This is a genomic window from Winogradskya consettensis (genome assembly GCF_018332715.1).
Taxonomy (GTDB): Bacteria; Actinomycetota; Actinomycetes; order Mycobacteriales; family Micromonosporaceae; genus Actinoplanes; species Actinoplanes consettensis.
In genome coordinates this window covers 1-26,446 of the sequence record NZ_BOQP01000025.1, presented here as the reverse complement: position 1 = coordinate 26,446, position 26,446 = coordinate 1, and the positions used below count along the sequence as shown (strand labels likewise).

Below are 26,446 nucleotides of genomic sequence, written 5' to 3'. Positions count from 1 at the left end.
TGAAAACCATGTTGATCAGCTGCGGGTGCCCGGTGGCCGGCGTGTGGGCGGACCCGATGTCGGTGACCGGGTTCGCGATGCGGGCCGAGGAGCTGGGCTATCACGGGCTGTGGGCGTTCCAGCGGCTGCTCGCGGGCGTCGACCAGGAGCTCGCCCCGGTGTATCGCAGCGTGCTCGACCCGATGCTCGCGCTGACGTACGCCGCGGCGCGGACCACCCAGATCAGGCTCGGCGTCGCGGTCATCAACCTGCCGTACGTGTCACCCGCCTACCTCGCGAAACAGGCGAGCACCCTCGACGTGCTGTCCGGCGGCCGCTTCGACCTGGGGCTCGGCACGGGCTGGTCCGAGGTGGAGTTCGCGGCGACCAACTCCGACCCCAACCCGCGCGGCCGGCGCACCGAGGAGTATCTCGCGGTGCTGGCGACGCTTTTCAACGACAAGGTCTCCGCGTACGAGGGGGAGTTCTACACCGTGCCCCCGAGCAGCATGGCTCCCGCGCCGGTGCAGGCGGGTGGCCCGCCGATCCTGCTGGGTGGCACCGCGGACGTCGCGCTGCGGCGCGCCGGGCGGCTCGCGGCCGGCTGGGTGAGCAGCAGCCGGGCGTCCTTCGAGGAGATCGCCCGGGGCACGCAGATCGTGCGGCGTGCCGCCGAGGAGTCCGGCCGCGACCCCGACGAGGTCCGAATCGTCGTGCGCGGTGTGGTCAGACCCGGTCTGCGAGACGACAGTGTGCCGCTGTCCGGCACGTGGGAGCAGATCAAGGGCGGTGCCGAGTTGTACGCCGAAGCCGGCGTCACCGAGCTCTTCTACGATCTCAACTGGGACCCCAACATCGGTTCCCCGGACGCCGATCCGCGCGCCGCGGGCGAGCGTGCCGAGGAAATCCTGACCGCGCTCGCACCCAACGGCTGAGTTTTCCAGGCGTACGGGTCATTGCTGGCCCTTTGATCTATCCTCGCGGCCGGGGTGGGCGGCACGCTGAGCGCATGAAGCTCCGCCTTGCCGTCCTCGCTGTCGTCTCCGCCACCGCCCTCAGCGCGTGTGGCGTGACGGCTGCTCCCGCCACCGCGCCGACCGCCACCACCGATGCCGCAGAGCCCAACGCGACGACTCCCGCGGCGAGCTCCGGGATGGGTGACTCCGTCAAGGACTCCGGCGACATCCCCGACCCGTGCACGCTGCTCAGCGACACCGAGGTCAAGGAGCTGACCGGCCGGGCGATCAGCCAGACCGACCACGACGGCGAGAAGACCGGCGCGACCACCCGGTTCTGCCAGTGGCAGCAGCCGAGCGGGCAGCTGGCGATCTTCCTGTCCCGGACCACCGAGAGCGACTTCACCACGGTGATCGAGGGCGCCGAGCCGGTGGACGGCGTCGGCGAGGACGCGTTCTCCCTGGCCGGACATCTCTACGTGCTCTACGGCACGGTCTCGATCGACGTGTACTCGCGCGGGGACAGCGACGAGCAGAACATCGACAAGGCCCGGGAGATCGCGAAGGTCCTGATCTCCCGGGTCTAGTCGATCGGTACCTAGTTGAAGGGGCTCAGCGCGATCCCGATCGCGGTCGGGGCGCCGTCGTGGACCAGGGACTCCTGGTTGGCGACGTCGTCGAACGCGAACGCGTACGCCTTGCCGTCCACCATGTTCGCGTGGATCACCTTCGCGTAGTCGTTCGTCGGGTCGTGCTGGTAGAACGTCGACACGTCGGTGCTGGGCTCGACGTCCTGGCTGCCGAGCGTGGTGCGCTGCAGTGCCGCGCAGAGGCTGCGGGCGATCGGGCCCACCACGAGGTCGTTCGGGGCGCCGAGGTTGCCGTCGCAGCCCCACACGTTCGAGGTGCTCGGCTTGGTGATGCTGGCGACCTGCGCGCCGGTCGAGTCGGTGAAGTTCATGACGTCACCGGATGTACGGCCCTTGAACGCCTTGTCCGGCTGGTCCAGGAACGGGGTGACGGTGAGGTCGGTGTTCGCGTACGCAGCCCACGCCTCGTCGATGTAGCCCGCCAGGTAGTTCGGGTCGAAGCCACCGGCGTCGGCACCCTTGCCCGGTGACAGCACCCGCAGCACGGTCCCGTCCTCGCGGGTCTGCACCAGCTTACTGAAGTCGGCGTCCGCCTTCAGCGCGTCGATCACGGCGTTGCGGCCGCCTGCCTTGAGCTCGCCGGTCGCCTGGGTCTGCCCGTCCGACCCGGTCACGCTGACCTTGTGCGGCACGGCGAACATGTCGACCTGGGAGCTGTTCAGGAACACCCCGGAGTCGTTGTACGTGAACTCGCTCCAGTCGAACAGGATGTCGCTGTTCGCTTCCCCGGCCGCCCACGGCGCGGGCTGCACGAGACCGCCGTCCTGGCTGAGCTTGAAGTCGAGCTTCTCGCCGAACGACATGTACATCCGGCCCGAGAGTCCCTTCGGCACCTCGATGGTCTTGCTGGCCCCGGCTGCCGGGCCGTCGATCGACACGTCGGGCGCCGGGGCGGGCGGGTTCGCGCCGCCGGTCCACGGCGTGAACGTGCCGGCCTCGGTGACGTAGCCGAGCTTGCCGCCGGACTCGCCGAGCACGTACAGGTGCACTGCCTCACCGCGACCGGAGTCGTTGGTGACGGTCAGCGGGAGCAGGTCCGGCAGGGTCGCCGCACTCGCGTTGGGGATCACCGCGACGGCGGCGGGGACGGCGACCGCCGCCACGGCGAGGCCGAGCAGGGATTTTCGATTGAGTCGCATGAGCACTCCACGGTCCGGCCCCCGGGTCGCGCGGGCCCGGCAGTGCCGGGAGGGATCCCACGCCGGCCAGGGACGCTTCGGGGGCGGACATCGGAAGGGGGATGCGCCCTGACCGTCACGCTCCGCCGCTGCCTTCGCTGCGAGAGCGCTCTCACACTGTGATCTCGCAGCGTAGCGATGTCAATTGATGTCGCCCCGCCTGTAGCACACCGTGACGGTAATCGAATTACGGGTCGTCATCGCAGGTCAGCACGAGGGTCGGGGAATTTCGGGCAGTGTTGCCGGGGCAGCGCGTGCACCACCGGCGGCCGGGCTTCGGCTATTCTTCCGACCCGATGACTACGACCGCTCCCCGCTCGCCCGGGACCTACCACTCGCGCTCGCGGGTCACCCGCAAGCGGGTGCTGCTCGCCGCGGCCGGGCTCGCCCTCGTCCTTGTCGGCTACACGATCGGACGGCTCCAGGGTGGCTCGTCCTCCCCTGCCGTCGCCGCCCCGCTACCTCCGGTCTCTTCGCCATCTGCTCTCGCGCCCACTTCGGAGTCGCCGCCGCCGTCTGTTGAGCCGTCGCCGACTGTTGAGGAGCCGAAGGGCGGGACCGACGCGTACAGCACGATCCAGGCGGAGAATTCCACCAATCAGCAGGGCACCGAGTCCCAGGACACCGAGGACGACGGCGGCGGCAAGAACATCGGCTGGATCAACGGCGGCGACTGGCTGCAGTTCGACCAGGTCAACTTCTCCGGCACCCCGGCCACCCAGTTCGCGGCCCGGGTCGCCTCGGACGTCGGCGACGGCGTGCAGGGCCGGATCGAGCTGCGCCTCGACAGCCTGGGCGGCACCCCGATCGGCACCATCACCGTGGGCAACATGGGCGGCTGGCAGAAGTGGCAGACCATGACCACGGGCATCACGCCGACGACCGGGATGCATACGCTCTACGTGACGTTCGCGAGCGACTCCGGCACGGAATTCCTCAACCTGAACTACTTCGCCTTCTCGCACTGAGTTTTCCATGGTTTTTTCCATGGGAAAAGCCCGGAGCGTTTCGCCCCGGGCTTCTCGGCTAATCAGACGCCGGCGACCTCGAACTTGCGTGGCTTGGCCTTCTCCGTGACCGGGATGCTGAGGTTCAGCACGCCGTTCTCGTAGCGGGCCTCGAGCCGGTCGGTGTCCAGCGACTCGGACAGGAACACCTGCCGGCTCACCGCACCCGTCGGCCGCTCGGCCACGACGTACTTCACGCCCTCACGCTCGACCCGCTTGCGCTCGGCCCGCACGGTGAGCACCTTGCGGTCGACCGAGATGTCGATCCCGGCCGGGTCGACGCCCGGCAGATCGATGTCGATGACGAAGGTGTCCCCATCGCGGTACGCGTCCAGCCGCGCGCCCGCGTTACGGGTCGCGGTGTCGAAGACGCGAGCGGTCAGGCGGTCGAACTCGCGGTAGTCATTACGCAGCACCATCAGGATCTCCTCCGATTTCAAAGTTGAGCGCTACACGCTCAAGTCTTATAACCGGAGCCCTGCCCGCTCCCTTCCAGCAGCGGGCGTGAGCTGCGACACGAGCTATCGCAGCACGCGCAGAACCATCTCGGTCAGCACGGCGACGTCAGCCCCGCCCATCGGCGCTCCGGTCATGCCCATCCGGTGCAGCAATGTTCCGACGAGGACGTCGATGATCAATAGAACGCGCTCCTCCGGCTCGCCCAGCGCCTCCTGGAGCGCGATCCGGTACGGGTCCTGCAGCCGCGTGGACAGGATCTCGCGCAGGGCCGGGTCGCTCATGGCGTCGACGAACACCCCGGCGAACGCCACGCCCACACCCGGCTCGCCGATCTTCGCCACGAGGAACCGGATGGCGCCGGCCAGGATCTCCTCCCGGGTGGGCCCCTCCAACGGCACCGGCCTGAACGCCTCGAGCAGACAGTCCGCGATCAGGACGCCTTTCGACGGCCACCGGCGGTAGATCGTGGTCTTCGCGATGCCGGCAGCCGCGGCGATCCGGTCCATCGTGGCGTTCGCGTAGCCCAGCTCGTGCATCGTGCGCAGGGTCGCGCCGAACACGGTCGCGTGGAGATCCGACCGGGGACGCCCGGGCGCGGATGCGGAGGAAACCGGCACGCGATCAGGCTACCTTGACAATACGCTACCGCTAGTATCGTAATAGAGGTCCAGCTAGCGAAGCCGGGAGGCACCATGCGAAGCAGGGCTCCACTGGGCACCCGCATCCTCAAGGACACCCACGACTGGGACGCCATGACCGACGACCAGGTGATCACGGCCGCCGCGAAGGCCAACCGCATCGCCTCGTCCCGCGCCGCACGGATCATCACCGGCCGGCCGGACCGCCGCGCCCGGATCGAGGAGACCACGATCGAGCTCCCGGGCCGCCGGCTGACGCTGCGCGTGCACCGGCCGAAGCGCGATGCCAGGAAACTGCCGCTCGTCGTCTCGTTCCACGGTGGAGGCTTCATCGGCGGCACCGCCGCACAGAACGACTGGCTCAACAGCCACCTCGCCGCGCACTGCCCGGCGGTGGTCGTGTCGGTCGAATACCGGCTCGCTCCGCGGCACCCACTACCCCAGCCGATCGAGGACGGGTACGACACGCTCGTACGGTTGGTCGAAGACGCCCCCACCTGGGGCATCGACCCCACCGCCGTGGCAGTGCTGGGCGAGAGCGCCGGCGGCATGATCGCGGCACTCCTCGCGTTGCGCGCCCGCGACAGCGGCCCGGCCCTGCTCGCCCAGGCGCTCCTCTACCCAGCCACCGACCTGACCGAGACCATGACCGACTACCCGTCGATCACCGGGAACGCCGACAACCCCACGCTCTCGCTGCCCCGGCTGCGGGCGGCCCGCCGGTTCAGCCTGCCCCCGGGCCTCGACCCGAGCAGCGTGTCCCCCCTGAAGGCCGAGAACCTGGCAGGCCTCCCGCCCGCGCTGATCGTCACCGCCGCGCTGGACCCGCTGGCCGATCACGGGAGCCGCTACGCCGAACGACTCGGCGAAGCCAGCCTTGTCCGCTACCCGAGGGCCACCCACAGCTTCCTCAGCACGCCGGGCCTGGTTCCGGCCGCCAGACCCGCGCGCCGGGAGATCCTTGCCCTCCTGCGCGACCACCTGCATCCGGCCGGGTCAGGCCATACGGAAGTCCTCGAAGTCGAAGCCGGGTGAGACCACACAGCTGACCAGCACCGGCTCGTCGCCGGCCGGGCGGGCCGCCTGCCAGACGCCGGCGGGGATCAGGCCCTGCGGGTTGGCGCGGTCCAGGACCACGGTCTCGCCCGGCTCCTGCGGGTCGGGGCCGTCGCCGCCGAAGCTGAGCTCGAGCGAGCCGGAGTGCAGGAGCCACAGCTCGTCGGACTTCACGACGTGCCAGGCCGAGGACTCGCCGGGCTGGAGCAGGAAGTAGATGGCGGTGGCGGCGTTGCGCGGGCCTGCGTACCCGTCGGGGTGGAAGACGGTCTTTGACCGGAACGTCTCGCGGAACCAGCCACCCTCGGGGTGGGGTTGCAGGTCAAGGGCTTCGGCAAGCGGGGGGCGCGTTGTCATGGACACATCTTTCCGCAGACCATTGTTCGAACATGTGTGCGAAGATCTGGGGGTGGCTGATCAGGCGAGCATCCTGCACGCCGACCTGGACTCGTTCTACGCGTCGGTCGAGCAGCGGGACGATCCCGGCCTGCGGGGGCGTCCGGTCCTCGTGGGTGGCGGGGTGGTGCTCGCGGCCAGCTACGAGGCCAAGGCATTCGGGGTGCGCACGCCGATGGGCATCGCGCAGGCCATGGCCCTGTGCCCGGGCGCGATCGTGGTGCCACCGCGGATGCACGCCTATTCGGCCGCGAGCAGGGCCGTCTTCGACGTCTTTCATGACACCACCCCGCTCGTCGAGGGCATCAGCATCGACGAGGCCTTCCTGGAGGTGGGCGGCCTGCAGAGGATCATGGGTACGCCCACCGCGATCGCCACCAGGCTGCGCGCCGAGGTCCGCGAGCGCACCGGCCTGCCGATCACCGTCGGGGTGGCGCGCACCAAGTTCCTGGCCAAGGTCGCGAGCGCGGTCGGCAAGCCGGACGGCCTGCTCGTGGTGGCACCCGGCGAGGAGCTCGCGTTCCTGCACCCGCTGCCGATCGAGCGGCTGTGGGGCGTCGGCCCGGTCACGTCCGGCAAACTGCGGGAGCACCAGATCCACACGGTCGGGCACGTGGCCCGGCTCGGCGAGGCCGCGCTGGTGGCGATGCTGGGCGGTGGCGCGGGCCGGCACCTGCACGCCCTCGCGCACAACCACGATCCGCGCCGGGTCAAGGTGGGCCACCGCCGCGGATCGATCGGCGCGCAGTCCGCCCTCGGCCGCCGCGACCACCCCTTCACCGAGGTCGACGCGACGCTCGCGGCCCTGGTCGACCGGGTGACCCGACGGATGCGGTCCGCCGGCCGGGCCGGGCGCACGGTGACGCTCCGGCTGCGGTTCGGCGACTTCACCCGGGTCACCCGCTCCCGCAGCCTGCTCAAGGCCACGACGCAGACCCGCACGGTCCTCGAGACGGCCCGCGCCCTGCTGATCACCGCCTGGCCCCTGATCCAGGACCGCGGCATCACCCTGGTCGGCGTCGCGGTCGGCAACCTCGACACCGACGGCGGCATCCAGCTCGAGCTCCCCTTCGACAACCCCCACGACGACGGCCTCGACACCGCCCTCGACGCCGTCCGCGACCGCTTCGGCTCCTCCTCGGTCACCCGCGCAGCCTCCCTCGGCCGCCACCTGAACCCCTCCGTGCCGATCCTCCCGGACTGACCACCCCACGCCCGCCGGAGCCCGCCCGCCACGCCAAGCACGCAATCCACCGGGGCCAACCCCCGCCCGGGGCCGGGCCTACCGCGGTCGGGCCCGCCACGGCCAGCCCTCCCGGGGCCGAGCCTGCTGGAGCCGGGCTACCCGCGGCCGGGCCACCCCCGGCCGAGCCACCCCCGGCCGAGGCCGCTGGGGAACCAGCCTGCCGGAGCCGGACCTGCCGGGATCAGCTTCCCGGGATCAGCTTCCCGGGATCAGCTTCCCGGGTCGGGCCTCCCGCGGTCGGGCCCGCCGGAGCCGGCCCGTCGGCGCCGAGCATGCGGGGGGTCGAGCATGCGGGGGTCCGGCCGGGGTCGGGCCTCCCGGACCGGGCAGGGGCGCGACCTGCCACAATCCCTGGCGTGACTGTGGATGTGGGTTCAGGGGAGAGCGGGCGGCGGATCTATGTCATCGGGATCGGTGCCGGCGACCCCGACCACCTGACCCTGCAGGCGGCGAAGGCCATCGGGCGCGCCGACGTGTTCTTCCTCCTCGACAAGGGTGAGGTCAAGGAGAGCATGATCGAGCTGCGCCGCACGGTCCTCAAGTCCTACGGCAAGCCCAGCCGCCGCATCGCCGAGGGCCGCGACCCCGACCGTGACCGCACCCCGGCGGACTACGAGGGGACGATCGCCGACTGGCGCCACCGCCGTTCCGAGGTGACCGAGGCGCTGATCCGCGAGCATCTGCTCGAGGGCGAGACCGGCGCGTTCCTCGTCTGGGGCGATCCTTCGCTCTACGACTCGACGATCGCCATCCTCGACGAGATCCTCGAACGCGGCGACACCCGCTTCGACTACGAGGTGGTCCCGGGCATCAGCAGCGTCTCCGCCCTCGCCGCCAAGCATCACATCGGCGTCAACCGGGTGGGTCAGCCGTTCCAGGTGACCACCGGCCGCCGGCTCGCCGAGCAGTGGCCCGACCAGGTCGACGACGTGATCGTCATGCTCGACGCCGGCCAGACGTTCGGCAAGGTCGACGCGGAGAACGTCGACATCTACTGGGGCGCGTACATCGGCACCCCCGACGAGCTCCTGATCTCCGGGCCGCTCGCCGAGGTCGCCGATGAGATCCGCCGCGTCCGTGCCGAGGCCCGCGAGAAGCACGGCTGGATCATGGATACGTATCTGCTGAGGCGCAACAGCTAACGGCGGACGGCGAACATGTAGCAGCCGTAAGCAACGTTGCGGCTGTGGATCTGGACGACGTCCGGGTCGGCGAGGACGTCGGTGATGGCGGCCATCGGATCGGTGCCGTCGTGGACGCGGGTGGCCGGGTGGATGCGGCCGTCGCGGTCATAGGCGCGCAGGACCTGCGGTCGGCCGAGCCAGTCCGCGGGGTAGGCGCCCTCGTCGGGGGTGGTGTCGCAGGGTTCCGCGTGGGCGAAGACCGGGCCGATCTCACGGTACGGGCTGGGCGGCAGCTCCGGCGCGTACCCGAAAAGCATGATGTCCTCGCCGGGAGTGGCATCACGCAGGCAGCAACGCAGCGGCTCGCCGCCCTCGGCCGTGCTGAACTCCACCGGGCTGCCCGGCCCCTCGTCACGGGTCTTGCCGAGCACCACATCGGGAAGCGCGTCAATTCTCATGGCATCAGCGTGGCGCAGAACAGGCAGGGAGTCCGGCGGGAATCAGACCTGACGTTTAATGAGGGCATGGGGAACTCGACGAACGCGGTGGACGAGTTCGGTGAGCGGCTCGGTGAGCTCGAGTGGGTGACCGATCTGCACGTCGCGGGATCGCTCGCCACCGGTGACTACACGGCCGGGGTCAGCGACCTCGACCTGGTCGCGCTCACTGCCGGGCCCGTCGACCAGGATCGGCAGGCGGTGCTCACGGCACTGCACCGCGACGTCGACCGGGGCGCGGGCTACGGGCTCAAACTCGGCTGCGTGTACGTCGACGGCGCCACGATCGGTACGGCCGGTAAGGAGCATCCGACGTGGACGCATGAGCTCCTGGTGCAGCGGATTCTGTCCGGGGTCACGCGAGCGGAGCTGGTGCGGCACGGATTCGCGGTCTTCGGGCGTACCCCTCAGGAAGTTTTTCCGGCCGTGAGCGACGATGACATCCGCGAGGCCGCACGGGCCGAGCTCACGGGGTATTGGGCCTGGGCGGCGCGGCGGCCGCGGATCTGGCTGGACCCCGTCATGGTCGACCTCGGGCTGACCTCGATGGCCCGGGGACGGCACAGCCTCACGCACGGCGGGCTGCTCACCAAGACCGACGCCATCAAGCAGGCCGACGCGCCGGCGTGGCTCATCGAGCAGCTGCTCGCGCGGCGGCGCGGCGAGGACGTCGATTCGCCCCGGCTGCGCTCGGGGTACATCGCCTGGCGGGACGCGCGGAAGACCGTACGGTCAGCCGCTCGGGCCTAGCCTGCGATTTAGGGCGCGAGCGCCGGGTCAGCTTGCGGTTTTGGGGCGCGCTCGCAGGTGGACTCTTTCGCCCTGGGTGCCGAAGAGGCTGAGGATCTCGACCGGTTCCGGGCCGACCGCGCCGAACCAGTGCGGGGTGCGGGTGTCGAACTCGGCTGCCTCGCCGGGCTCCAGGATGAAGTCGTGCTCGCCCAGGATGATCCGCAGCCGGCCGGTGAGGACGTACATCCAGTCGTAGCCCTCGTGGGTCTGCGGCTCGTGCGGGCGGTTGCCGGAGCCGGCGGGGATGATCAGCTTGAACGCCTGGATACCGCCCGCACGCCGGGTCAGCGGCAGCATGGTCATCCCGTGCCGCTGCACCGGGCGCAGGTGGATGCGGGGATCGCCGGTGGGCGGGGCGCCGACCATCTCGTCGAGCGTCACTGCGTACGCCTTGGCCAGCGGTAACAGCAGCTCCAGGGTGGGCTTGCGGTCGCCGGACTCGAGCCGGGACAGCGTGCTCACCGAGATGCCGGTCTCCGCGGCGAGGTCGGCCAGCGTCGTGTTCCGCTGCTTGCGCAGCGCACGCAACCGCGGGCCGACCGCCCCGAGCGCCTGATCGAGTTCGTCCACCCGTTCAGACTGCCTTATTTATCGTCATCCTCGAGGTCGCCCTCGGTTTCGAGGTAGACCTGCTGCAACGCGGCGAGCGTCGACGGGTCCGGGGCTTCCCACAGCTTGCGGTCGGCTGCTTCGAGGAGACGCTCGGTGATGCTGTGCAGCGCCCACGGGTTCGACTGGGTCATGAACTTCTGGTTCTCCGGGTCGAGCACGTAGCTCGCGGCGAGCTGCTCGTACATCCAGTCCGCGACCACGCCCGCCGTCGCGTCATAGCCGAACAGGTAGTCGACGGTCGCGGCCAGCTCGAACGCACCCTTGTAACCGTGGCGGCGCATCGCGGCGATCCAGCGCGGGTTGACCACGCGGGCCCGGAAGATCCGCGCGGTCTCCTCGGTCAGGCTGCGGGTCTTCGTGGCGTCCGGGTTCGTGGAATCCCCGATGTACGCCGCCGGCGCGCGCCCGGTCAACGCCCGTACCGTGGCGATCATGCCGCCGTGGTACTGGAAGTAGTCGTCGGAGTCGGCGATGTCGTGCTCGCGGGTGTCGATGTTCTTCGCCGCGATGTCGATGCGCTTGTACGCGGTTTCCATGTCCCCGCGCGCCTCGGCGCCGTCCAGCCCGCGGCCGTACGCGAAGCCGCCCCACACGGCGTACACCTCGGCGAGATCGGCGTCACCGCGCCAGTTGCGGCTGTCGATCAGCGGAAGGATGCCGGCGCCGTACGCCCCGGGTCGCGACCCGAAGATCCGCGTGGTCGCCTGCCGCCAGGTCTTGTCCGCCTCGACGTCGGCCAGCGCGTGGGCCCGGACGAAGTTCTGCTCCGGCGTCTCCTCGAGCCCCGCGACCAGCCCGACCGCGTCGTCCAGCATCGCGACGACGTGCGGGAACGCGTCCCGGAAGAAGCCCGAGATGCGCACGGTCACGTCGATGCGCGGCCGGCCCAGCTCGTCCAGGTCGATCGGCTCCATGCCCGTGACCCGGCGCGAGGCAGGATCCCAGATGGGGCGTACGCCCATCAGCGCCAGGATCTCCGCGATGTCATCGCCCGCCGTGCGCATCGCACTGGTCCCCCAGGCGGACAGCCCGACCGACTTGGGCCAGTCGCCGTAGTCCTCGCGGTACCGCTTGAGCAGCGACTCCGCCATGGCCTGGCCGGTCTCCCAGGCGAGCTGGCTCGGGATGGCCTTCGGGTCGACGGAGTAGAAGTTGCGCCCGGTCGGCAGCACGTTGATCAGGCCGCGCAGGGGCGAGCCGCTCGGGCCGGCCGGGACGTAACCGCCTTCGAGGGCGTGCAGGACGTTGGTCAGCTCGTCCGTGGTCTTCTCGAGTCGCGGGACGATTTCCGTAGCGGCGAATTCGAGGACCCTGACCACTTCGGGGTTTTCGTGGAGTTTGCCCGCTTCGTTCGGCCAGCCCGCATCCTCCATTGCGCTGACCAGGGCCTTGGCCTGCGCCTCGACGGCGTCGGTCTCCGCGGTGGACGCGTCCTCGCTGAGCCCGAGCGCCTCCCGCAGACCGGGCAGCGCGGCGACCTTGCCCGCCCACATCTGCCGGGCGCGCAGCATGGCGAGCACCAGGTTGACCCGCGCCTCGCCGGTCGGTGCAGCCCCGAGAATGTGCAGGCCGTCGCGGATCTGCACGTCCTTGATCTCGCAGAGCCACCCGTCGACGTGCAGGATGAACTCGTCGAACTCCTCGTCGCCGGGGCGGGCTTCGAGGCCGAGGTCGTGGTCCATCTTCGCGGCCTGGATCAGGGTCCAGATCTGCGCGCGGATCGCGGGGAGCTTCGCGGGGTCGAGCGCGGCGATGTTGGCGTGCTCGTCGAGCAGCTGCTCGAGCCGGGCGACGTCGCCGTACGACTCGGCGCGGGCCATCGGCGGGATCAGGTGGTCGACCAGCGTCGCGTGCGCCCGGCGCTTGGCCTGGGTGCCCTCGCCCGGGTCGTTGACCAGGAACGGGTAGATCAGCGGCAGGTCGCCCAGCGCCGCGTCGGTGCCGTCCGAGGCGGACATGCCGACGTTCTTGCCCGGCAGCCACTCCAGGTTGCCGTGCTTGCCGACGTGCACCACCGCGTGCGCGCCGAACTCGTCGGCCAGCCACCGGTAGGCCGCCAGGTAGTGATGGCTCGGCGGCAGGTCGGGGTCGTGGTAGATCGCCACCGGGTTGGCACCGAACCCACGCGGCGGCTGCACCATGACAACGGTGTTCTCGTCGCGCAGCGCGGCCAGCACGATGTCGTTGTTGTCGACGTAGAGCTCGCCGGGCGGCGGCCCCCAGTGCCGGACCATGCTCTCGCGCAGATCCTCGGGCAGCGTCTCGAACCAGGCCTTGTACCTGTCGCCGTTGATCCGGACCGGGTTGGCGGCCAGCTGCTCCTCGGTGAGCCAGTCCGGGTCCTGGCCACCGGCGGCGATCAGCGCGTGGATCAGCGCGTCGCCGTCCTGCTCGGCCACGCCCGGGAAGTTGCCGATCTGATAACCACGCTCCGCCATCGCGGCCATCAGCCGGACCGTGGACGCCGGGGTGTCCAGGCCGACCGCATTACCGATCCTTGAATGCTTTGTCGGGTACGCGCTGAGCATGATCACCACGCGCCGCTCCGCCGCCGGGATGTGCCGCAGCCGCGCGTGAGCGACGGCGATGCCCGCGACCCGGGACGCGCGCTCGACATCCGCGACGTACACGGAAAGCCCGTCGGGGTCGACCTCTTTGAAGCTGAACGGCACCGTGATGATCCGGCCGTCGAACTCGGGGATCGCGACCTGGGTCGCCGCGTCGAGCGGGGAGAGCCCGTCGTCGCTCGCCTCCCACGCCTCGCGGCTGCTGGTCAGCGCCAGCCCCTGCAGGATCGGCACGTCCAGGCCCGCGAGCACTCCGACGTCCCACGCCTCGTCGTCACCACCGGCGGTGACGGTGGCCGGCTTCGTGCCACCCGCGGCCAGCACGGTCACCACCAGGGCGTCCGCCTTGCGCAGCTCAGTCAAAAGCTCTTCCGACGCCGTACGCAGTGACGACGTGAAGATCGGCAGCGCCCGCCCGCCCTTGCCCTCGACCGCCTGGCACAGCGTCTCGATGAACGCGGTGTTCCCCGCCATGTGGTGCGCGCGGTAATAGAGCACCGCGATCGTCGGGCCCTCGGTCGTGGCCGGCGTGCGCTCCAGCACCCCCCAGTCGGGGGCGGGCACCGGCGCGGCGAACCCGTTACCGGTCAGCAGGATCGTGTCGGAGAGGAAGTCGTGCAGCGCGCCCAGATTGTCCGCCCCGCCATACGCGAGGTAGGCGTGCGCCTCCCCCGCGACCCCGGCGGGAACCGACGAGAGCTTCATCAGGTCGGCGTCCGGCGTCTGCTCACCACCGAGCACGACCACGGGAATCACCCCGCCGAGCAGCTCGTCGAGGCCTTCCTCCCAGGCCCGGCGCCCACCCAGGATCCGCACGACGATCAGCTCGACACCCTCGGTGAGGGCGGGCAGATCCTCGACGGCGGTCCGGGCCGGATTGCCCAGCCGCCACTCATGGCTGCTCGCACGGGCGCTCAGCAGGTCGGTGTCGGACGTCGACAGCAGCAGAAACACGGCTCTCCCCTCGGGGTCCGCGCCCCGGGTCGAAGTTCACGGCGACGGGAGTTCCTGACTCCCGGGCGCCGCGTCTCAGCACCCGGTCACAGTGGCGGGACCGCGCCGGAATCACACCGGCTTCCTCCACGGCATCGCCGCACGTGGACCCTCACTCTGCCGACCGGGCGGCACCCAAGTCAACGTGAGAGCCCCGCTGTGACGATGCCGACCGATCCCACCCGACAGGCGGAAAGTGTCGGTCCCGGTCCGTAGTATCCGGGCCGTGTCCTCGCCAGCCCCTCTCCGCCCGCCCGCCGGCGCCGTCCGCCTGCCCGCGGGCTCAGCCGACCGGGCCGAGCAGGATGCCTGCCCAGGCGCTCTGCGGCTGCACGACGCCGCCGACGGCCCCCTGGCCCGCATCCGCATCCCCGGCGGCCGGATCACCGGCGCCCAGCTGGCGGAGCTGCACTCCCTGGCCGAGGAGTGGGGCGACGGGCACATCGAGCTGACCAGCCGGGCCAACCTCCAGCTCCGCGCACTGCGCAACGCCCCACCCCTGCGACTCGAGGCCCGCCTCACGGCCGCCGGCCTACTGCCTTCACAGACCCATGAGCTGGTGCGCAACATCGCCGCCTCGCCGTTGATCCGCGACCCGGCGCCGATCGCCGCCCTCGACGCCGCCCTGTGCGCCGACCCCGCCCTCGCCGCCCTCCCGGGCCGCTTCCTGTTCGCCCTCGACGACGGCACCGGCGACGTCGCCTACTCAGCCGACGCCGCCGCCCTCCACCTCCCGGCCCCACCGGCCGATCCATCCCGCGACCAGCCCGGCGATCTCTACCGCGACCTGTCCGGCGATCTCTCCCCGCGCGCGCCTGGCATGGCTTCCCGCCGGCCGAGGGGCGATTTGTCGGGCGGGCTCTGGGCCGTTCTTTTCGCCGGCCGGGATGTGGGTCTGCGGGTGGCGGCAGATCAGGTGGTGCCCGCCCTGATCGCCGCGGCGCACGCCTTCATCCGTCTCGCGTCGGACCCCGGGGCCGGTGACGCGATCGGGCGTCGGGCGTGGCGGGTGCGGGAGCTCGCGGACGGGCCGGCACGGATGGGGGCGCTCGTCGCCGAGGCGCTGGGTGTGCCGCTGGATGAGGCTGATCCGGCTCTGGTCCGGTCCCTTCTGCGCGAGCCGGTGGGGCGGTTCGAGCAGCGGGACGGACGGGTGGCGCTGGGGGCTTTGGTGCCTTTGGGGCGACTTGACGCCGTACAGCTGAAGGTATTGGAATCTGCATCTGATCTTGTGTTCACCCCGTGGCGTGGGGTGGTGCTGCCGGATCTGACGGTTGGCGCGGCGATCGAGTGGATCCGTAAGTTGGCCGGGGCGGGGATCGTGGTCTCCGCCGACTCGGCGTGGGCCGGGGTGACGTCGTGCGCCGGGAGACCGGGGTGTGCGAAGGCGCTGGCGGATGTCCGGGGCGACGCCACCGCTGTGGCTGAGCGCGATGACGTGGCGGTGGCCGGCCGGGACGGGTTGCCGGTGCACTGGGTCGGGTGTGTGCGGGGCTGCGGAAGTCCTGCCGGGCCGCATGTCCGGGTGGAGGCCACGGGGCAGGGATATCTGGTCTCGTCGCCGCGTGGCGGGGGTACGGCCGACGCTGCCGAGGTGGGGGCGTTGGTGGCTGGGCTGAGGAAAGGCTGACATGGAGTACGTGCGTGACGGGGCGGAGATCTATCGGCGGTCGTTCGCGACCATCCGGGCCGAGGCGGATCTTTCCCGGTTGCCCGCTGATGTGGCCCGGGTCGCCGTGCGGATGATCCACGCGTGCGGGATGGTCGATCTGGTCGAGGATCTGGCGTGGAGTCCCGGCGTGGTCACGGCTGCGCGCAAGGCGTTGCGGGCCGGGGCGCCGATCCTGTGCGACGCGCAGATGGTGGCGTCGGGAGTGACCCGTACGAGGCTGCCCGCCGGTAATGAGGTGATCTGCACGCTGCGTGACCCCGCTGTTCCGGGGATCGCGGCGGAGATCGGCAACACCCGCAGTGCCGCTGCCATGGATCTGTGGGGTGACCGGCTCGGCGGGGCGATCGTGGCGATCGGCAATGCGCCGACGGCGTTGTTCCGGCTCCTCGAGATGATCGAGGCCGGGGCGCCGCGGCCGGCGGCGGTGCTGGGTATCCCGGTCGGGTTCATCGGGGCGGCCGAGTCGAAGGACGCGCTGGCCGCGTCCGATCTGGAGTATCTCGTCGTGCGCGGACGCCGCGGCGGGAGTGCCATCACGGCGGCCGCGGTCAACGCGCTCGCGTCGGAGGAGGAGTGACAGTGACGGTCCCGGGGCGTTTGTTCGGTGTGGGCCTCGGCCCCGGCGATCCCGAGCTGGTCACGGTCAAGGCCGCGCGGCTCATCGCGGCGGCGGACGTGGTGGCGTACCACGCCGCGCGGCACGGGCGGTCCAACGCGCGCGCGATCGCGGTCTCCTACCTGCGGGAAGGCCAGATCGAGGAGCCGCTGATCTACCCGGTCACCACCGAGACGACCGACCATCCGGGTGGGTACCAGGGCGCGATCGACGAGTTCTACGCGGCGAGCGCCGAGCGGCTGGCGGCACACCTCGACGCGGGCCGCGACGTGGTGGTGCTTGCCGAGGGTGACCCGTTCTTCTACGGCTCCTACATGCACATGCACAAACGCCTGGCCGACAGGTACGTCACCGAGGTGGTTCCCGGGGTGACCTCGGTGAGCGCCGCGTCGGCGGTCCTCGGCCGCCCGCTGATGGAACGCGACGAGACACTGACCGTTCTGCCCGGGACGCTGCCCCCGGACGAGCTCGCCACCCGCCTCGCCACCACCGACTCCGCGGCGATCATGAAACTGGGCCGCACCTTCGAGGGGGTGCGCGACGCCCTCGACCGGGCGGGCCGCCTCGACGACGCCTGGTACGTCGAACGAGCCACCACCGACCGTCAGCGCTACGGCCGGCTCGCGGACATCGACCCGGCCACGGTCCCCTACTTCTCCCTCGCGCTGCTGCCCAGCCCGGCGGCGACCGCGTTCGTCTCACCCACCGGCTCCCCGGCAGCATCGACGAGCGGCTCGGTGACCGTGGTGGGGCTCGGTCCCGGCGCCCGGGAATGGCTGACCCCCGAAGCCCAGGCAGCACTCGCCGAGGCGGACGACGTGGTCGGCTACACCACGTACGTCAACCGGGTCCCCGCCAATCCGCGGCAGCGCCGGCACGCGTCCGACAACAAGGTCGAGGCGGAGCGCGCGGCGTTCGCCCTGGACCTCGCCAAGCGGGGCCGCCGGGTCGCGGTCGTCTCCTCGGGCGACCCGGGCGTCTTCGCGATGGCCGCAGCAGTGCTCGAGGTCAGCGAGGACCCGCAGTGGAAGGACGTGCCGATCCGTGTCGTCCCCGGACTGACCGCCGCGCAGGCCGTGGCGAGCCGCGCCGGGGCACCACTCGGCCACGACTTCTGCATCATGTCGCTCTCCGACCGCCTCAAGCCGTGGGACGTCATCGAGACCCGGCTGACCGCGGCGGCCGGTGCCGACCTGGTGATCGCGATCTACAACCCGGCGTCGCAGACCCGCAAGGAACAGCTGGTCAGCGCCCGGAAGGTGCTGCTGGAGCACCGCGACCCGCAGACCCCGGTCGTGGTGGGACGAGACGTCGGCGGCCCGGAGGAAGAGATCCGGGTGACGACGCTGGGCGAGCTCGACCCGGCGACCATCGACATGCGCTGCCTGCTGATCGTCGGATCGAGCCAGACGCGAGTGCTGCCCGGCGGCCAGGTCTTCACCCCGCGCCACTACGGGATCTGACCGTGTCCGGTAACTGAGGCCAGGCTGCGGCGGGCCTCAGTTACCGAACGGGACCTGGTCGGCCCCCCGTCGACGACTTTCCAGTTGGCGCAAACGGCCGGGCTGCCGTCAACGACTTCTAGCTGGTGCAGACGGCCGGGCTGCCGTCGACAACGGCCGGCTGATGAGAACGGCCGGGCTGCGGTCGACGGCTTCTAGTTGGTGAAGACGGCCGGGCTGCCGTCGATGCTGGTGTCGAGGACCGGGGCGTAGTGGGCGGTGAAGAAGCCGCTCGACGGGCAGGTGATCGGGCCGCTGGACTTTGCGAACTCCTGGTTGGTGAAGGTGATTGAATTGTCCGTGTTGGACGACAGCCCGGTGATGGCGTTGCCCACCGCCCGGTAGACGCAGTTGATCGTGCCCAGGATCGTGCCGAGGTTGAGCGTGGTCTGAATCGGGGCGGTAGCGGTGCCGGTCACGGTGACCGTGCCGGTGCCGCTCTCCACGGTGGTGGCGAACGGAACGTTGTTCACGGTCACGGTGTTCACCCTGGTCACGCCGAGGATGTTGGCCGTGCACGAGGCGAACGTCTGCGCCGTCGTGGACTCCGTCGCCACGCCGGGGGCCGCCGGGTTGTCCACGACCACGGCGGTGAAGGTCGACTGGGCACACTTGATGCCGGTCGTACCGCCGGACGCCGTGCTGAAGTCGGCCGTCGTGCCGGCCACGACCGCCGCGGTGAGCACGTCGCCCACGGCGGCGGCATCCCCTTCGGCGCTACCAACAGTCAGCACCGTCCCGGCGGCTGCACTCCCGGCGGCCGCGTTCCCGGCGGCGGTTTTCCCAGACACCGGGGAGAAGGCGGCTTGGGAGAAAGCAGCCGGGGAGAAAGCGGCAGGCGAGGGCGCGGCCAGGGCGGGAGTGCCCGTTGCTGCGACTAGCAGGGCGGCGATGATCGCGGTGTTGATTCGGATTGCGCGCACTGTGGATCTCCTTTGCGGGGCGGGAGTGGAACCGACACCGACGCCCAGCTTGTCGGTTTATAGACCCATCGCCGACTTAACGTCAAGGACGCGAATACTTAACATCGCAGGACTTGCATGGCCGCGTTCCTACCCCTTGACCCGATGCTTACCGAGCAGTAACTTCGCCTGACCGACATTGACGCTCAGCTATGGCGCCAAGGCCCATGGATATGTCGATCAAGGAGTGGCCCTATGTCCACAGCAAACACTGGTAAACCCGCGGGCGGAGTTCGCTGGAAGCGATTCGCCGGGATGCTCGCACTCCTCACCGGGACCACCACGGCCCTGTTCGCGCTGACCGCGCAGGGTGTGCTCGCCGCCAATTTCTCGATCTCGGGAATGCCGTTCGTGGTGACCGCGACGCACCTGCACGGCGACGGCTTCGAGCAATTCGCGACCCTGGACTCGATGATCGAGAACAGCCCCAATCAGGGCGACACCGGCGGCCAGGTCGTCGTGATCGTCTCGGCTATCGACAAGGCCGAACTCACCAAGCTGTGCCAGAGCGTCTCGCTCGGCGGCATGTATCTGAAAATCACCGCGGGCGACGGCGACACCCCGGTCAAGGCCGACAGCCTCGTCGTCGACTCGGACCTGATCTCCGGCGACGCCGACTTCAGGAGCATCGACATCGGCGGGGACGCGAGCACCTTCAACAAGGTGCGGGATCCGGCCGGCGGCTATATCAAGGGCGGCGAGGGAGTCTTCGGCCAGCAGGCCGACACGGTCGACATCGCCAACCTGCGGCAGAACAACTACGCCACGACGGCGGCCCGGTTCACCCTGCCGCATCTGCGGATGACGTTCACCAGCACCGGGTGCTGAGATGTCCGCCTGGTGGTCCCGGCGGCACGCCCGGCCGTTCTGGGGAGGACTGTTCGTCACCCTGGCCGGCGCGGAGATCCTGCTGACAGTGAAAGCCCCGCTGCCGGTAGTTCTCCACGTCGGAATGCAGGGAATGATCGGCTACATAGTGCCGCTGGTGTTGCTGATCTGCGGGGTACTGCTGATCGTCAGCCCGGCCCAGCGACTGTTCTACGCTTCGGTCGCCGCGGTGCTCACGCTCACCTCATGGTTGACCTCGAACCTGGGCGGATTCTTCCTCGGCCTCATCCTCGGCCTGATCGGCGTCTCACTCGCCTTCGCCTGGTCCCCGGACAAATCCCGGTCGCCCCACAAATCCCGGTCGCCCCACAAATCCCGGTCACCCCACAAGTCCCCGTCGCCCAACGAATCCCGGTCATCCAACGAATCCCGGTCGCCCGATAGACCCGAGGAATCCCGTCGGCAGGCGGGAGCGCCGGAACCCACGGGAGAGCCGGAACCCGGGATCAGGACCGAGACCCAAGCCAGCTGACGGCGTCGTCGACGGTGGCGGCCGTCGCGACGCCCTCGGGCAGGGGCGGCCGGTCCACCATCACGACCGGCACTCCCTCGGCCCGCGCGGCGTCCAGCTTCGCAGTGCCACCACCACTGTCCTTCGTGACCAGTACGTCGATGCGATGCTCCCGCAGCAACTCCCGCTCCCCGGCAACCGTGAACGGCCCCCGGTCCAGAATCACGTCCAGCCGGGAAGGCATCGGCGGCTCAGGCGCCTCCACCGACCGCGACAGAAACGAAATTCCCGACAAATCAGCAAACGTCGAAAGCCCCTGGCGCCCGGTGGTCAGGAAGACGCGTGAACCCAGCGAGGGCAGCACCGAAGCAGCCGCGCCCAGCGACGGAACGCGATGCCAGACGTCACCGGAAACGGCGCTGAACCCGGGCCGGCGCAGCACCAGCAACGGAACGCCCGTGAGCGCAGCCGCGGCAACAGCATGCGAGGTCATCGTTGCGGCGAACGGATGAGTCGCGTCCACAAGTGCCTCGATCCCCGCCGCCCGCAGATAGTCGGCCAGGCCCGCGACCCCGCCGAACCCCCCGATCCGCACCTCACCCTGAGGAAGCAACGGCGAGGACGTGCGTCCGGCAAGAGAGCTGATCACGGGTACGCGTTGAGCCAGCGCCCGCCCCTCGGTAGTCCCGCCGAGGACAAGAACCCTCAGTCCCGGCATCGCGTGGTCGAGTACAGATGGCTGTCGGGGAACTGCGAAGCCGTGAGAGCCGCCCCGACCACGATCACGGCGGTGCGTTTGATGCCCGCCGCGCGTACCTGGCCGGCGATGTCGGCGAGAGTGCCGCGCACGATCTGCTCGTCGGGGCGACTGGCCCGCGCGACCACCGCGACCGGGCAGTCGGCGCCGTAGTTCGGCAGCAGCTCGGCCACCACCGCGTCGATCCGTTGAACGGCGAGGTGCAGCACCATCGTCGACCGGCTGGCACCCAGCGTCGCCAGGTCCTCGCCGGGCGGCATCGCGGTGGCGCGCTCCGCCGTACGCGTCAGGATCACCGTCTGCGCCACGGACGGCACGGTGAACTCGCGGCCCAGCGAGGCCGCCGCCGCGGCGAACGCCGGAACGCCGGGGGTCACGTCGTACGCGATCGGGATTTCGTCGAGCCGGCGCATCTGCTCGGCGACCGCGCTGAACACGGACGGGTCGCCGGAATGCAGCCGCGCCACGTCCTGACCGGCCCCGGTCGCCCGCGCCATCTCGGCGATGATCTCGTCGAGGTTGAGGTTCGCGGTGTCGATCAGCCGCGCGCCGGGCGGGCACACTTCGAGCAGCTCCCGGGGCACGAGGCTGCCCGCGTAGAGGCAGACCGGTGACTCCGCGATCAAGCGCTGGCCGCGTACGGTGATCAGGTCCGCGGCCCCGGGCCCCGCACCGATGAAGTGGATCGTCATGGCTTGACCACCGCCCAGATAGTGACCGGCATCATCGCCCGCCAGCCTGTGAATCCGCCCACCGGCGCCGCCCGGCTGACTGCCAGCCTGGTCAGCTCGCCGCCGAGCTTGGCATATCCGGCCGCGAGCACGGCCTCCGATTCGAGCGTCACGGCGTTCGCGACCAGCCGTCCGCCGCTCTTCAGCGCGTCCCAGGCCGCCTCGAGCACCCCGTCGCGCGTGACGCCGCCGCCGATGAAAACCACGTCCGGCGCACGCAATCCGGTCAGGGCGTCAGGCGCGCGGCCAAGAACAACTTCCAATTTGGGTACGCCCAGAGCGCGCGCATTGCCCGAAATCCGGCCCGCCCGCACGGGATCGGACTCGATCGCGATCGCGCGACAGGCCGGATGTGCGCGCATCCATTCGATTCCCACGCTGCCCGAACCCGCCCCGATGTCCCAGAGCAGCTCGCCGGGCTGGGGTCCGAGCTGGGCCAGGGTCACCGCGCGAACCTCACGCTTGGTGAGCTGACCATCGCTCTCGTACGCGTCATCGGGCAGCCCCGGCACCCGCGCCCGCGCCGCCCCGCCGGCCCCGCACTCGACAGCGACCACGTTGAGGGGATCAATTCCGGACTCGTCCAGCGCTCCGGGCGTACCCGTGATGATCGTTTCGTCCGGCGCACCCAGCCGGGCGAGCACGGTGACCTTGCTGTCCGCATAGCCGCGCTCTTGCAACAGGGCCGCGACCTGGCCCGGAGTGTGTTCGTCGCGGCTGAGCACGAGGATGCGGCGCCCCGGGTGGACAAGCGGGTGCAGCTCCTCGACCGGCGCCGTCACCAGACTCAGCAGATCGACATCAGCCAACGGCCAGCCCAGCCGAGCCGCGGCCAGCGACACCGACGACGGGTGCGGAATCACTCGAACGTTTTCCGCGAATCGCCGGAGGGTGGCGCCGATGCCATGGAACATCGGGTCGCCGCTCGCCAGTACCGCGATCCGCCGCCTTCTGTGGGCTTCGAGTAACCCGGGGATCGCGGGGAGCATGGGCGACGGCCACGCAACGAGCAGCTTCGGCTCGCCCGGCGACAGCCTTGGCCCGCTTGGCGACAGCTCTGGCCCGCCCGGCGACAGGCCCGGCTCGCCCGGCGACAGGCCCGGCTCGCCCGGCGACAGGCCCGGCTCGCTCGGCGGCTGATCGGGGTCGGCGTTCGACCACGCAGATTCGCCGGCTGAAAGGAGGGCGAGTTGGCGGTCGCTGCCGATGATGACCTCGGCGGATTCGAGGGCTGCTCTGGCCGTACCCGTCAATCCGGGCCAGCCGTCGGCGCCGATGCCGACCACGGTGAGCCCGGCGGGGTTGTCAGTCACCACGTGACGTTAGCTTTCCGCCGTTTCACGTTCTTCCCCCGTACCCCAAAGATCGATATCTTTCGCTGCATGAAACGTGCCCTCGCCGTACTTATCGCGGCCTTCGTCCTTTTCCTCCCGGGCGCAGCGTTCGCCGCTGACTCGTCGTACCGGACGCTCAGTGCCGCGAATCACCCCGACTGGCTGGCGAACGTGCCGGACAACAAGTCGCTCGCCGCCCTGTCGATCCCGGGCACGCACGAGACGATGTCGATCTTCGGCGGTTCGCTCACCCAGACGCAGGAGGACTTCGGGGCCAGCGGGGGGACGCTCGCGCGGCAGCTCACCGCCGGCATCCGCATGATCGACATCCGGGCCCGGGTCAACAGCGGGAACACGTTCACGATCCACCACGGCGCCACCTATCAGAACGCCAACTTCTCCGACGTCCTCGGCACGCTGTCGGCCTTCCTGTCCGCGCACCCCACCGAGACCGTGATCATGCGGTTGAAGCAGGAGTGCACCGGCGAGCTCGGCTCCTGCACCGACGTGTCCGGCCAGAAGAGCTTCCAGGACATTTTCGACTCGTACGCCTCCAGCCTCTTCTGGGCCCCCTCAGTCACCCGCGGGGCCGCCGCGCCGACGCCGACGCTGGGCGCCGTCCGGGGCAAGGTCGTGCTGGCCGTCATGCACGGCGCGTTCGGCAGCCCGATCGAGCACTACGGACTGGCGCAATTCGCGACCTGGACGGACGGTTCGTCGACGTACATCCAGGACAATTACTCCGTATCGAATATTGGTGCGATCGCGACCAAGCGGGACCAGGTCCGCCGTTTCCTCGACACCACCAATGCGGGCGATCCCACGAAGCTCTACGTCAACTTCGGCAGCGGGTCGAGCCTGTTCGCGCAGCCCCAGCAGGTCGCCGGCGGAGCGCTCGGCGTGCAGGGCGTGGATCCGTTCCTGCTCATCTACCTGAATGAGGGACACGGCCTCACCCGGACCGGCGCGATCATGATGGACTTCCCCGGTTCCGGGCTGATCGAGAAGATCATTTCCTACAACTAGTTTTTCGGCTCGCGATTGAGCCTTCCCGCACGTCTGCGCGTACTTCACCTCGACGGCCAGCCGAGATCCGGTCGTCACGTCGGCCGCTGGGGGGTGGCTGACGCCGAAGACGACTGCCGAGCGGATGAGGTCGATGGTGTTCCAGACCTTCGAGGATCAGCGTGCTGGCCGGGATCCCCGGGAGGTTCCGGGCTTCTGGGATGAACCCGGCCTCAACCGGGGTGTGCCCCGCGGCGACATCATCGTCGAGGCGCCCGAGAATCCGACGGGCTGGCAGGGCTCCGGCCCCAGCATCGCCACCGACGACCGCCCGCCGTCCGAGGCCACCTCGGGCAACCGGCTGCTCACGGTGCTGCTGTTCTTCGCCGGTCTGGCCACCAGCCTCGCGCTGTGGCTCTTCGAGACCGAGGCCGGCGCGGTCAACGACACGGCCACCCTGATGATGGCGATCGGCCGGATCACCGGGCTAGCCGGCGGTTACGTGCTCTTCATCCAGCTGCTGATGATGAGCCGCGTCTCGTTCCTGGAGGAGTGGGTCGGCGCCCGCGACCTGCTGCGCTGGCACCGCTGGCTCGGCACATCACTGGTCGTGCTGGTCGGCGCCCACGTCGTCTTCATCATTTACGGGTACGCCCTGACCGCCGAGACTGGCGTGGTCGACCAGGGCCTCACGATGATCAAGACCTTCCCGAACATGATCAGCGCCACGGTCGCCACGGGCCTGCTCGTCTTCATCAGCTTCATCTCGATCAGGACGCTGCGCAACAAGCTCAACTACGAGCTCTGGCACCTGATCCACCTGACCGGATACCTCGTGCTCCTGCTCGGCTACGGCCACCAGGTCGCGATGGGCGCCAACCTCTCGGGCAAGTTCGCCGACATCTTCTGGCCCGGCCTGGGCGCCCTGGTCATCGCCGCCCTGGTCTGGGGCCGGCTGATCGAACCCCTCTGGCTGAACTCCCGGCACGGCTTCCGCGTCGCCGAGGTGGTCGCCGAGGGTGCCAACACGTTCTCGATCTACATCGACGGCCGCAACCTCGAAAAACTCCCCGCCAAGGCCGGCCAGTTCATGCGCTGGCGCTTCATGACCCGCAACGGCTGGTGGCAGTCCCACCCGTTCTCCCTCTCCGCCGCCCCCAACTCGCAGTGGCTGCGCCTCACCGTCACCGCGGTCGGCGCCCACACGGCCCTGCTCGCGCAGATGCGCCCCGGCACCCGCATCTGGGCGGAAGGCCCGTTCGGCACCTTCACCGCCCAGCGCCGCACCCGCCGCCGGGCCCTGCTGATCGCCGGCGGCAGCGGCATCGCCCCCATCCGCGCCCTGCTCGAGGACATGCCCGCCGACACCATCGTCATCTACCGGGCCAGCCGCCCCGACGAACTCGTCTTCCGCGAGGAACTCGAAGACCTCGCCGAACGCCGCGACGCCTGGGTCCGCTACATCGTCGGCTCCCGCAACGACCCGGGCCCCCGCCGCCTGTTCACCCCGGAAGGCCTCCTCGGCCTGGTCCCCGACGTCAACCGCCGCGACGTCTACCTCTGCGGCCCACCCGGCCTGGTCGGCGCCGCGGTGCAGACCCTGCACGAACTCGACGTGCCCGCCAGCCAGATGCACCTCGACCCCTTCGAATTCTGAGCCCTGGGAGTAAGTGATGCGACGCAGTACCGCAGCAGCAGTCGGAACGCTCACCGGAGCCGCCCTCATCATCGGCGTCCGCCTGAGCGTCTCCACGCCGCCCGTAACCGCAGCCGCACCCCCCGCCATCGACCTCTCCGGCAACGGCCAGGACGACACGGCCGCTCCAGAACCATCGGCCTCGAAGAAGGGCGGCTCGGACAAGGCCGCCGAATCCTCCTCCGACAAGGACGCCTCAGCGGACAAGGACTCGTCCTCGGGCGAGGCCGGCGGCTCAGGCCTCAAGAACGGCGTCTTCCAGGGCACCGGCTCCAAGAACCCCTACGGCACCATCCAGGTCTCCATCAAAATCACCGGCGGCAAAATCACCGCCGCCGACGCCACCTACCCCACCACCGCCGACAGCGCCACCATCAACCCCCCGGCCATCAAAAAACTCAACGAGGAAACGGTCAAAGCCCAGAGCGCCGACGTCGACGCCGTCTCCGGAGCCACCTTCACCTCCGAGTCCTACGTCAAATCCCTCCAGGCCGCCATCGACAAGGCCACCCCGTGACCCTCCCGCCCTGCCCGGATGGCGGCACGAGCGACCTCCCCGCCCGGAGCTTCGGCAACCCGGGCTTGGGCTTCCGCACGGCCGGCAACCCCGGCTCAAGCCTCGGCATGGCGACGGGCTCAAGCCTCGGCATGGCGACGGGCTCAACCCTCGGCATGGCGACGG

At 70.1% G+C, this 26,446-nt stretch carries 26 protein-coding genes and 1 riboswitch; of the genes, 15 read left to right on the top strand and 11 right to left on the bottom strand.

Features of this window, described 5'->3' with window-relative positions; all coding sequences use genetic code 11:
- Positions 1 to 8: 8 nt before the first annotated feature.
- Positions 9 to 914 (top strand): TIGR03619 family F420-dependent LLM class oxidoreductase, encoded by a 906-nt coding sequence (locus Aco04nite_RS23190; protein WP_212999358.1) that lies wholly within the window; start codon positions 9 to 11, stop codon positions 912 to 914.
- Between the two features lie 74 nt (positions 915 to 988).
- Positions 989 to 1,522: a DUF3558 family protein gene (locus Aco04nite_RS23185; protein WP_212999357.1), complete on the top strand. Its 534-nt coding sequence runs from the start codon at positions 989 to 991 to the stop codon at positions 1,520 to 1,522.
- A gap of 11 nt (positions 1,523 to 1,533) precedes the next feature.
- Here Aco04nite_RS23185 and Aco04nite_RS23180 read toward each other — a convergent pair whose 3' ends face one another.
- Positions 1,534 to 2,724, bottom strand: a complete 1,191-nt coding sequence (locus tag Aco04nite_RS23180) for a beta-1,3-glucanase family protein (protein ID WP_212999356.1) — start codon at positions 2,722 to 2,724, stop codon at positions 1,534 to 1,536.
- A gap of 335 nt (positions 2,725 to 3,059) precedes the next feature.
- Between Aco04nite_RS23180 and Aco04nite_RS23175 the strand changes: the two genes are divergently transcribed.
- Positions 3,060 to 3,731 (top strand): carbohydrate-binding protein, encoded by a 672-nt coding sequence (locus Aco04nite_RS23175; protein WP_212999355.1) that lies wholly within the window; start codon positions 3,060 to 3,062, stop codon positions 3,729 to 3,731.
- A 62-nt stretch (positions 3,732 to 3,793) separates the two neighbouring features.
- Here Aco04nite_RS23175 and Aco04nite_RS23170 read toward each other — a convergent pair whose 3' ends face one another.
- Together Aco04nite_RS23170 and Aco04nite_RS23165 are read right to left on the bottom strand one after the other, a co-directional pair.
- Positions 3,794 to 4,189 (bottom strand): Hsp20/alpha crystallin family protein, encoded by a 396-nt coding sequence (locus Aco04nite_RS23170; protein WP_212999354.1) that lies wholly within the window; start codon positions 4,187 to 4,189, stop codon positions 3,794 to 3,796.
- A 102-nt stretch (positions 4,190 to 4,291) separates the two neighbouring features.
- Positions 4,292 to 4,846 (bottom strand): TetR/AcrR family transcriptional regulator, encoded by a 555-nt coding sequence (locus Aco04nite_RS23165; RefSeq protein WP_244876223.1) that lies wholly within the window; start codon positions 4,844 to 4,846, stop codon positions 4,292 to 4,294.
- A 135-nt stretch (positions 4,847 to 4,981) separates the two neighbouring features.
- Here Aco04nite_RS23165 and Aco04nite_RS23160 point away from each other — a divergent pair, with 135 nt between their 5' ends.
- Complete coding sequence (locus Aco04nite_RS23160; RefSeq protein WP_212999464.1) at positions 4,982 to 5,902, top strand: alpha/beta hydrolase; 921 nt, start codon at positions 4,982 to 4,984, stop codon at positions 5,900 to 5,902.
- Here Aco04nite_RS23160 and Aco04nite_RS23155 read toward each other — a convergent pair.
- Positions 5,864 to 6,286: a cupin domain-containing protein gene (locus tag Aco04nite_RS23155; RefSeq protein WP_438874933.1), complete on the bottom strand. Its 423-nt coding sequence runs from the start codon at positions 6,284 to 6,286 to the stop codon at positions 5,864 to 5,866. The genes Aco04nite_RS23160 and Aco04nite_RS23155 overlap by 39 nt on opposite strands.
- 46 nt (positions 6,287 to 6,332) lie before the next feature.
- Here Aco04nite_RS23155 and dinB point away from each other — a divergent pair, with 46 nt between their 5' ends.
- Together dinB and cobF are read left to right on the top strand one after the other, a co-directional pair.
- Positions 6,333 to 7,523: a DNA polymerase IV gene (gene dinB, locus Aco04nite_RS23150; protein ID WP_212999352.1), complete on the top strand. Its 1,191-nt coding sequence runs from the start codon at positions 6,333 to 6,335 to the stop codon at positions 7,521 to 7,523.
- Positions 7,524 to 7,921: 398 nt separating this feature from the next.
- Entirely contained in the window at positions 7,922 to 8,707 is a 786-nt protein-coding gene (cobF, locus tag Aco04nite_RS23145; protein ID WP_244876221.1) for a precorrin-6A synthase (deacetylating), read from the top strand.
- Here cobF and Aco04nite_RS23140 read toward each other — a convergent pair.
- Positions 8,704 to 9,147, bottom strand: a complete 444-nt coding sequence (locus Aco04nite_RS23140; protein WP_212999351.1) for a DUF1203 domain-containing protein — start codon at positions 9,145 to 9,147, stop codon at positions 8,704 to 8,706. The genes cobF and Aco04nite_RS23140 overlap by 4 nt on opposite strands.
- Positions 9,148 to 9,213: 66 nt before the next feature.
- Between Aco04nite_RS23140 and Aco04nite_RS23135 the strand changes: the two genes are divergently transcribed.
- On the top strand, positions 9,214 to 9,936 hold the full coding sequence (locus tag Aco04nite_RS23135) for a nucleotidyltransferase domain-containing protein (protein WP_212999350.1): 723 nt from the start codon (positions 9,214 to 9,216) through the stop codon (positions 9,934 to 9,936).
- 27 nt (positions 9,937 to 9,963) lie between these two features.
- On the opposite strand, the gene Aco04nite_RS23130 is transcribed toward Aco04nite_RS23135, so the two are convergent.
- Positions 9,964 to 10,548: a helix-turn-helix domain-containing protein gene (locus Aco04nite_RS23130; protein ID WP_212999349.1), complete on the bottom strand. Its 585-nt coding sequence runs from the start codon at positions 10,546 to 10,548 to the stop codon at positions 9,964 to 9,966.
- 14 nt (positions 10,549 to 10,562) lie between these two features.
- A complete protein-coding gene (gene cobN, locus Aco04nite_RS23125) occupies positions 10,563 to 14,111 on the bottom strand; it encodes a cobaltochelatase subunit CobN (RefSeq protein WP_212999348.1) in 3,549 nt (1,182 codons plus the stop codon).
- 29 nt (positions 14,112 to 14,140) lie between these two features.
- Positions 14,141 to 14,279, bottom strand: a riboswitch (cobalamin riboswitch).
- Between the two features lie 97 nt (positions 14,280 to 14,376).
- Here cobN and Aco04nite_RS23120 point away from each other — a divergent pair.
- From Aco04nite_RS23120 to Aco04nite_RS23110, 3 genes are read left to right on the top strand one after another with little or no spacing between them, the layout of a single operon-like run.
- A complete protein-coding gene (locus Aco04nite_RS23120) occupies positions 14,377 to 15,780 on the top strand; it encodes a ferredoxin-like domain-containing protein (protein WP_244876220.1) in 1,404 nt (467 codons plus the stop codon).
- Between the two features lies 1 nt (position 15,781).
- On the top strand, positions 15,782 to 16,399 hold the full coding sequence (locus Aco04nite_RS23115; protein WP_212999346.1) for a precorrin-8X methylmutase: 618 nt from the start codon (positions 15,782 to 15,784) through the stop codon (positions 16,397 to 16,399).
- Positions 16,400 to 16,401: 2 nt separating this feature from the next.
- Positions 16,402 to 17,901 (top strand): precorrin-2 C(20)-methyltransferase, encoded by a 1,500-nt coding sequence (locus tag Aco04nite_RS23110; RefSeq protein WP_212999345.1) that lies wholly within the window; start codon positions 16,402 to 16,404, stop codon positions 17,899 to 17,901.
- Positions 17,902 to 18,095: 194 nt separating this feature from the next.
- Here the strand turns inward: Aco04nite_RS23110 and Aco04nite_RS23105 are convergent, their stop codons facing one another.
- A complete protein-coding gene (locus Aco04nite_RS23105; RefSeq protein ID WP_212999344.1) occupies positions 18,096 to 18,863 on the bottom strand; it encodes a Tat pathway signal sequence domain protein in 768 nt (255 codons plus the stop codon).
- Between the two features lie 234 nt (positions 18,864 to 19,097).
- On the opposite strand from Aco04nite_RS23105, the gene Aco04nite_RS23100 reads away from it, so the two are divergent.
- Together Aco04nite_RS23100 and Aco04nite_RS23095 are read left to right on the top strand one after the other, a co-directional pair.
- Positions 19,098 to 19,730 carry a DUF6230 family protein gene (locus Aco04nite_RS23100; protein ID WP_212999343.1) on the top strand — a complete coding sequence of 211 codons (633 nt, stop codon included), beginning with the start codon at positions 19,098 to 19,100 and terminating at the stop codon, positions 19,728 to 19,730.
- A 1-nt stretch (position 19,731) separates the two neighbouring features.
- Positions 19,732 to 20,262, top strand: coding sequence for a DUF6114 domain-containing protein (locus Aco04nite_RS23095; RefSeq protein ID WP_212999342.1), 531 nt, complete (start codon positions 19,732 to 19,734; stop codon positions 20,260 to 20,262).
- On the opposite strand, the gene Aco04nite_RS23090 is transcribed toward Aco04nite_RS23095, so the two are convergent.
- Genes Aco04nite_RS23090 through cbiE form a run of 3 tightly spaced genes read right to left on the bottom strand, consistent with a single transcriptional unit; the run spans position 20,237 to position 23,042 of the window.
- Complete coding sequence (locus tag Aco04nite_RS23090) at positions 20,237 to 20,890, bottom strand: cobalt-precorrin-6A reductase (protein ID WP_244876219.1); 654 nt, start codon at positions 20,888 to 20,890, stop codon at positions 20,237 to 20,239. The genes Aco04nite_RS23095 and Aco04nite_RS23090 overlap by 26 nt on opposite strands.
- 56 nt (positions 20,891 to 20,946) lie before the next feature.
- Positions 20,947 to 21,690, bottom strand: coding sequence for a precorrin-4 C(11)-methyltransferase (gene cobM / locus Aco04nite_RS23085; protein WP_212999340.1), 744 nt, complete (start codon positions 21,688 to 21,690; stop codon positions 20,947 to 20,949).
- Positions 21,687 to 23,042 (bottom strand): precorrin-6y C5,15-methyltransferase (decarboxylating) subunit CbiE, encoded by a 1,356-nt coding sequence (gene cbiE, locus Aco04nite_RS23080; RefSeq protein WP_212999339.1) that lies wholly within the window; start codon positions 23,040 to 23,042, stop codon positions 21,687 to 21,689. Before cbiE ends, cobM begins: the two co-directional genes overlap by 4 nt.
- A gap of 69 nt (positions 23,043 to 23,111) precedes the next feature.
- Between cbiE and Aco04nite_RS23075 the strand changes: the two genes are divergently transcribed.
- From Aco04nite_RS23075 to Aco04nite_RS23065, 3 genes are all read left to right on the top strand, one after another.
- The gene (locus Aco04nite_RS23075; RefSeq protein WP_244876218.1) at positions 23,112 to 24,089 is read left to right on the top strand and encodes a phosphatidylinositol-specific phospholipase C; all 978 of its coding nucleotides are present in this window, start codon (positions 23,112 to 23,114) and stop codon (positions 24,087 to 24,089) included.
- A gap of 133 nt (positions 24,090 to 24,222) precedes the next feature.
- Complete coding sequence (locus Aco04nite_RS23070; protein ID WP_212999337.1) at positions 24,223 to 25,725, top strand: ferredoxin reductase family protein; 1,503 nt, start codon at positions 24,223 to 24,225, stop codon at positions 25,723 to 25,725.
- Between the two features lie 16 nt (positions 25,726 to 25,741).
- A complete protein-coding gene (locus tag Aco04nite_RS23065; protein WP_212999336.1) occupies positions 25,742 to 26,281 on the top strand; it encodes an FMN-binding protein in 540 nt (179 codons plus the stop codon).
- The last annotated feature ends 165 nt before the right edge of the window (positions 26,282 to 26,446 follow it).